Raw genomic sequence first — 6,297 nt, 5'->3', positions numbered from 1 at the left:
GCCACGTGGATCTTCGTATCCTGGGCGGAAACGCCGATCATCTCCGAACCGCGCCAGGCGATAGGCCGGACGTAGGCGTCGGCGAGGCCGTTCTTCGCACACGTTTCCCGGCAAGCCTGATCGATCTCGGCCACCGAATAGGGGATCTCGAAATCCAGATAGTCCGCCGACTTGAACAGCCGCTCCGTATGCGCCGTCAACTCGAAGATCTCGCCGCCATACATGCGCTCGCCCTCGAACACGGCGGAGGCATAGTGAAGCCCATGGGTCAGCACATGGACCTTGGCGTCGCGCCAGGCCACAAACTGGCCATCCAGCCAGATCCATCCGTCGCGGTCGTCAAAGGGAACGATGGTCATGAGTGTTGCGCCGCCTTTCAGAAGCGTTCCTTGAACCGCTCCCTCACCGTCACGTCAAACAAATTGGTCCGAACGGGCGTCAGCTTTCCACCGCCGTTTGCGTTATCGCTTGGCGCTGGCCAAATCCCCGCGCAGATTCGCGCCGGGCGATAGGAGGGCGGAAACCCCTGATGAACTTCGCAGATGCGCCGCCGAAAAGTCGCCACCTGCTGGTGGTGGACGACGATGACCGGATCCGGGAGCTCCTCAAGGAGTATCTGACCCGCGCCGGTTTCCGCGTAACGGGCGCCCCCGGCGGCGATCCGGCCCGACGGCTGCTGGCCACCCTGGATTTTGATCTGGCGATCTTCGACGTGATGATGCCCGGCGAGGATGGCTTCTCCCTGACCCGTTGGCTGCGCCAGCAGCGCGGCAAGGCGGGCCGCACGCCGGTGCTCATGCTGACCGCGCTGGGTGAAGCTGGCGACCGCATCGAGGGCCTGAAAACCGGCGCCGACGACTACCTTGGCAAGCCCTTCGAGCCGGAGGAACTGCTGCTGCGCATCGAGGCCATCCTGCGGCGCGCGGGCGACCAGGCCCAGCCCGGCGGGGTTCTGTCGCTGGGCCGCTGCCGATTCAATTCCGACCGGGGCGAGTTGACCTGCAACGGAGAACCGGTCCGCCTGACCGAGGCCGAAGTTACCCTCCTGCAAACCCTGGCCCTGACCCCCCATGAACCCGTCGACCGCATGGAACTCGCGCGCGGCTCGGTCGACCCTTCGGGCCGGGCGGTGGATGTGCAGGTCACCCGTCTGCGTCGCAAGATCGAGGACGACGCCAAGGCGCCGCGCTACCTCCAGACCGTGCGCGGCATTGGCTACAAGCTGGCCCCGGACTGATGAGGACCCCCTCGTCCCCGCGCGTCTTGCTCCGCTGGCTGAAGCGCAGCGTGCCGGCGACCCTGTTCGGGCGTTCGCTGCTGATCATCGTACTGCCCGTCGCTCTCATGCAGATCGCCGTGACCTACGTCTTTTTCGATGCCCACTGGCAGACCGTCACGGCGCGGCTGTCGGAGGGTCTCGCCGGCGACATCGCCTGGGCCGTGGAGAGCTACCGGGACGACCCCCGGCCGGAAAGCTTCGTCCGCCTCTCCCAGCGCGCCGAAAAATCCATGAGCCTGTCCATCGCCCTGCAGCCTGGCCGCGCCTTGCCGGCCCGACGGCGCGATCCCCCCGCCCTGCTGGAACCCTTCGTCGCCCCCATCGACCGTTCGCTGGAACGGGCGCTGTCCGACCGTCTGGATGCGCCGTTCTGGTTCGATACCACCCGATATCCCGCCTACGTTGACATCCGCGTGGGCGTCGAGGGCGGGGTCATGCGGGTGCTGGCCCCGCGTGAGCGGGCCTTCGCCACCCAGGGCCACATCTTCGTGCTCTGGATGACCCTGGCGACCGTGCTGCTGACCACCGTGGCGATCCTGTTCATCCGCAACCAGGTCCGCGCCATAGAGCGGCTGGCCAATGCCGCGGAGGCCTTCGGGCGCGGCGCCGACACACCCGCCTTCAAGCCCCACGGCGCCCGCGAGGTCCGGCGCGCCGCCACGGCCTTTCTCGACATGCGCGGGCGCATCCAGCGCCATATCGAACAGCGCACCGCCCTGCTGGCCTCGGTCAGCCACGATCTGCGCACGCCGCTCACCCGACTGAAGCTGACGCTGGCCCTGGCCGAACCCACCAACCGGACGGCGGACATGAAGCGCGATCTGGCCGACATGGAACACATGATCGACGAGTATCTGGCCTTCGCCCGCGGCGAGGGGGGCGAAGACTCCCGGCTGGTCCGGCTCCTCCCCCTGATCGAAGCTGTGCGCGACGGCGCGGCCCGGCTGGGCGCCGACGTCAAGGTCGCCACCGATCCCGACCTGTCGGTCACGGTACGCCCCAACGCCCTGAAGCGCGCCCTGGCCAATCTGGTGATGAACGCAGCGGCGCATGGCGACCAGGTCGAGGTCGAGGCGCATCGCCGCCCGGATGGCGCCCTGGAAATCCGGGTCGACGACAACGGACCCGGCATCCCCCCGGATCAATACGAAGACGCCTTCAAGGCCTTCGGTCGTCTCGACGAAAGCCGCAACCAGAACACAAAAGGCGTGGGCCTGGGCCTGGCTATCGCCCGCGATGTGGCGCGCGGTCACGGCGGCGACATCATATTGAGCAACTCGCCGCTGGGCGGGTTGCGCGCCACAATCCGGCTTCCCGGCTGAGCGCATTCATGCTGGGTTCAGCGGCGCTGAAGATCCTTCAGGAAACCTTGGAGAAGCCGCCGATGCGCCACCTGCTGTTCGCTTTCATCCTGGCCGCCGGGGCCACCCCGGCCCTCGCCACAGATCCCGTCCAGGGTGAATGGCTGACTGTCGGCGGCAGCGGAAAGGTGAGAATCGCACCCTGCCCGGCGCGTCCGGAGCGGATGTGCGGAACCCTCGTCTGGCTCAAGGACCCGGTCGACGCAAAGCGGCTCGACGCCAACAATCCGGACCAGGCGCTGCGATCACGGCCCCTGGTCGGCCTGCCGATGATCCGCGACTTCAAACCGGCCGCGCCCGGCCGCTGGACCGGCGGCAAGATCTACGATCCGGAGAGCGGCAAGACCTACGACAGCAAGATCGCGATCAGTGGCAATGGAACCCTCAAGGTCGAGGGCTGCGTCCTGATGCTCTGCCAGGCCCAGACCTGGAAGCGGAGTTAGGGCGGGTTGAGGAAAAGTGGGAACCGGTTTTCCGCCCGCAACCCGCTCTAAACATATGAGGGCGATCACGTTCCTCGAGACTGGATTGATTCAATCCAGTCTCGGCGTGATCTAGGCCCCCAGTTCCTTGGACCGCCGCACAGCGGCCCCCACCGCCTCGCGCATCAGCACCTGCAGACCCTTGGGCCCCAGCAGCACGTTCAGCGCCGCCTCCGTCGTGCCGCCCGGTGATGTAACCTGACGGCGTAGCTCGGTGGGCGCCTCGCCGGTCGTAGCCAGCAGGGCGGCGGCGCCCGTGACCGTAGACCGGGCGAGATGGCTGGCGTCTTCCGGGGACAGTCCGGCGGTGATTCCCGCCGCCTCCAGCGACTCGATGAAGGCGTAGAGATAGGCCGGCGCCGAGCCTGACACGGCGGTCGCCGCATGCATGGCGCTCTCGTCGCCCAGCGCCACCACCCCGCCCAGCGGCTCGAACAGCGCCCGCGCCGTCGCCAACGCGGCGGCGTCATCGGCATAGAGGCTTGCAGTCCCCTGCCCGATGGCCACAGCGGTCGTGGGCATCACCCGGGCCACGCGGCGCCCGCCGAACGCCTGGGCGATATCAGACGCCTTCACCCCCGCCGCGATCGACACCACCACGGCGTCGGCCGCCAGCATCGGCGCGATCCCGGCAGCCGCTTCGCGCCACAGCTGGGGCTTGACGGCCAGCACCACGGTCTTTGCAGACGCGATGTCCGCCTCGGTGGGGTCGAGGTTTGCGCCGGCCTCGCCGGCCGCCAGGGCCGCCGGGCCCGGCATGGGGTCCCGGATCATCAGGTCGCGCGCCGCGAACGCATGCGCCCGCAGCCAACCCTCCAGCATTGCCCCGCCCATGCGTCCGGCGCCCAGCATCAGTATCGGCGTGTTCATGGCGGAGCTTTAGAGGCCCGGGACCGCCGCGTCATCCCCAAGCCGCCGCCGGGTGACAGACGCCCGCTCCGGCCCTATGGCTTGCGATCTCTCTGACCCGGAAAACGACCCGATGTTCCGAACCCTGCTGCTGGTCGCCGCCCTGACCCTGGCCTTCGCGACCCCCGGACTGTCTGAGCCCGAGCGGCGCACCGTCGGCGCCATCACCTATGACGGCGCGCTGCCTGTCCCCGATACACTCCGCACGGCGCTCGCGCCTTACTACAATGCCCGCTCAGCCATGTTCGAGGGTTGGCTGCCCGACGGCTCCATGCTGATCGTCACCCGGTTCGGCGAGACCAACCAGATCCACCGCGTCGCCCGCCCAGGCGGCGACCGCACCCAGCTCACCTTCTTCAGCGAACCCGTCAACGCCGCCCAGGTACTGCCGGGCGCCGCGCGCTACCTCTATCGCCGCGACGTCGGCGGGGCGGAGTACTATCAGGCCTGGGTGCGTGACCTGGCCGGCGCCGAGACCCAACTCACGACGCCGGGTACGCGCAATGAAAGCTTCGTGCTGTCGCGCGACGGCAAACTGGCCGCCTGGACCCAGGTGACCCCGGGCGACCCCAACTACGATATCGCCCTCGCCGACCCGGCCAATCCGTCCACCCGCCGCATTGTGCTGGAGGGCACAGGCGTCGTGGCTCCCCTGGCCATCGCACCGGACGGCAAGAGCGCCCTCATCAAGCGACGCCATTCCGTCAGCTGGAGCCAGCTGTTCCTGCTCGACTTCGCCACCGGCGCCCTGACCCCGGTCGGACCGCAGGATCGCAGGATCTCCTACGAGGGCGGCGCCTTCATCGGGGATGGCTCGTCTGTCGTCGTCCTGTCCGACGACCGGTCTGAACACCTTCTTCCCGTGGTCATCAGCCTGGCCACCGGCGCGGTCCGCGACCTCGATCCCGGCGCCAGATGGGGCGCCGAGGGTTTCACCATCAGCCCCGACGGACGCGTCATCGCCTTGACGGTGAATGAGGAGGGCTATTCCACCCTGGTGCTGCGCGATCTCGCCACCGGGGCCCGCCTGCCCGGCCCCACCCTGCCGCAAGGCGTGCTCACCGGCGCCGGCTTCTCCCCGGACGGCGCGCACATCGGCCTCAGCCTCTCCACGTCGCGCTCGTCCGGCGACGTCTGGAGCTATGACCTGAGGTCCGCGGCGCTCACCCGCTGGACCGAAAGCGAGACTGGCGGCCTCGACCCCCGGACGTTCGTCGAGCCCGCGCTGTTCCGCTACCCCACCTTTGACGGTCGCCAGATCCCGGCCTTCATCTATCGCCCCACCTCGCCCGCAACCGGCAAACGCCCGGTGGTGATCCAGATCCACGGCGGACCGGAAGGCCAGGAGCAGCCCAGCTTCAGCCCGCGCCGGCAGTCCTGGGTGAACCAGCTGGGCGCCGCCGTGATCATCCCCAACGTCCGGGGCTCCACCGGCTACGGCAAGACCTACGAGGGTCTCGACAACGCCGCGAAACGCGAAGACTCCGTCAAGGACATCGGCGCTCTTCTCGACTGGGTCGCCACCCAGCCGGACCTCGACGCCAGCCGCGTCGCGGTGGTGGGCCAATCCTACGGCGGCTACATGGTGCTGGCCGTCGCCGGCCACTACAGCGACCGCCTGGCCGGGGTGATCAACCTCTACGGCATCTCCAACTGGATCACCTTCCTGGCAAACACCGAGGGCTACCGCCGCGACGCCCGCCGCGCCGAGTACGGCGACGAACGCGACCCGGCCATGCGCGCCGTCTTTGAAAGGATCTCGCCGCTGGCCATGACCGCCAATATGACCAAGCCGATGATGGTGTTCCAGGGCGCCAACGACCCGCGCGTGCCCCGCTCGGAATCCGAACAGCTGGTGGCCAAACTCCGCACCCAGGGCGCCGACGTCTGGTACCTGATCGCCGCCGACGAAGGCCACGGCATCGCGAAAAAGGCCAACCAGGAGGCCGTTCGGGCGACCGAGGTGATGTTCCTGAAGAAGGTGCTTGGGGTGAAGTAAGGCGGCGAAGGCGGGAAAGGGGCGACAAGGTCACATTCAGAGGTTCTGCCTTGGCAAAACACGCCCCCAGGTTACAGTCCCGCCCATGGGCCAGGCGAAGCCAAACCAAAGCGCCTACCTCCCCCGTTCAACGCGTAACGTTGACATCGCGTAATTGAGGTAGGCCCATCCAGACCTGAAGATACGAAGTCGGAGCGAGTGGATCGCGCTGCTTCAAACAGGAGGATGGACCCAATGGAAGTTTATGTCGGGTTGGACGTGTCGGAC

General features: G+C 67.9%; 6 protein-coding genes. 4 read left to right on the top strand and 2 right to left on the bottom strand.

Going from position 1 to position 6,297, the window contains the following annotated elements; all coding sequences use genetic code 11:
- Positions 1-359, bottom strand: a 359-nt coding sequence (locus ACIQ3B_RS17750; protein ID WP_397404947.1) for an aminotransferase class IV, incomplete at its 3' end; no start/stop codon positions are given.
- Between the two features lie 170 nt (positions 360-529).
- Here ACIQ3B_RS17750 and ACIQ3B_RS17745 point away from each other — a divergent pair.
- The 3 genes from ACIQ3B_RS17745 to ACIQ3B_RS17735 are packed head-to-tail and all read left to right on the top strand — an operon-like array spanning position 530 to position 3,083.
- Positions 530-1,237 (top strand): response regulator, encoded by a 708-nt coding sequence (locus ACIQ3B_RS17745; RefSeq protein WP_397404945.1) that lies wholly within the window; start codon positions 530-532, stop codon positions 1,235-1,237.
- Complete coding sequence (locus tag ACIQ3B_RS17740) at positions 1,237-2,601, top strand: ATP-binding protein (protein ID WP_397404943.1); 1,365 nt, start codon at positions 1,237-1,239, stop codon at positions 2,599-2,601. The genes ACIQ3B_RS17745 and ACIQ3B_RS17740 overlap by 1 nt, the downstream gene beginning before the upstream one ends.
- 8 nt (positions 2,602-2,609) lie before the next feature.
- Complete coding sequence (locus ACIQ3B_RS17735) at positions 2,610-3,083, top strand: DUF2147 domain-containing protein (protein WP_397404941.1); 474 nt, start codon at positions 2,610-2,612, stop codon at positions 3,081-3,083.
- 111 nt (positions 3,084-3,194) lie between these two features.
- On the opposite strand, the gene proC is transcribed toward ACIQ3B_RS17735, so the two are convergent.
- Positions 3,195-3,992, bottom strand: a complete 798-nt coding sequence (gene proC / locus ACIQ3B_RS17730; protein ID WP_397404939.1) for a pyrroline-5-carboxylate reductase — start codon at positions 3,990-3,992, stop codon at positions 3,195-3,197.
- Between the two features lie 112 nt (positions 3,993-4,104).
- Between proC and ACIQ3B_RS17725 the strand changes: the two genes are divergently transcribed.
- Complete coding sequence (locus ACIQ3B_RS17725; RefSeq protein ID WP_397404937.1) at positions 4,105-6,030, top strand: S9 family peptidase; 1,926 nt, start codon at positions 4,105-4,107, stop codon at positions 6,028-6,030.
- Positions 6,031-6,297: the final 267 nt, after the last annotated feature.

Origin of the sequence: Phenylobacterium sp. (assembly GCF_044358365.1) — a bacterium.
Taxonomy (GTDB): domain Bacteria; phylum Pseudomonadota; class Alphaproteobacteria; order Caulobacterales; family Caulobacteraceae; genus Phenylobacterium.
The sequence above is the reverse complement of the archived record's forward strand: the minus strand, read 5'-3'. Positions and strand labels throughout refer to the sequence as shown.

What these genes read in the sequence shown, in the direction of transcription:
- proC (WP_397404939.1), bottom strand. Translation starts at nt 3,992, where the DNA reads ATGAACACGCCGATACTGATGCTGGGCGCCGGACGCATGGGCGGGGCA.
- ACIQ3B_RS17735 (WP_397404941.1), top strand. Translation starts at nt 2,610, where the DNA reads ATGCTGGGTTCAGCGGCGCTGAAGATCCTTCAGGAAACCTTGGAGAAG.
- ACIQ3B_RS17745 (WP_397404945.1), top strand. Translation starts at nt 530, where the DNA reads ATGAACTTCGCAGATGCGCCGCCGAAAAGTCGCCACCTGCTGGTGGTG.
- ACIQ3B_RS17740 (WP_397404943.1), top strand. Translation starts at nt 1,237, where the DNA reads ATGAGGACCCCCTCGTCCCCGCGCGTCTTGCTCCGCTGGCTGAAGCGC.
- ACIQ3B_RS17725 (WP_397404937.1), top strand. Translation starts at nt 4,105, where the DNA reads ATGTTCCGAACCCTGCTGCTGGTCGCCGCCCTGACCCTGGCCTTCGCG.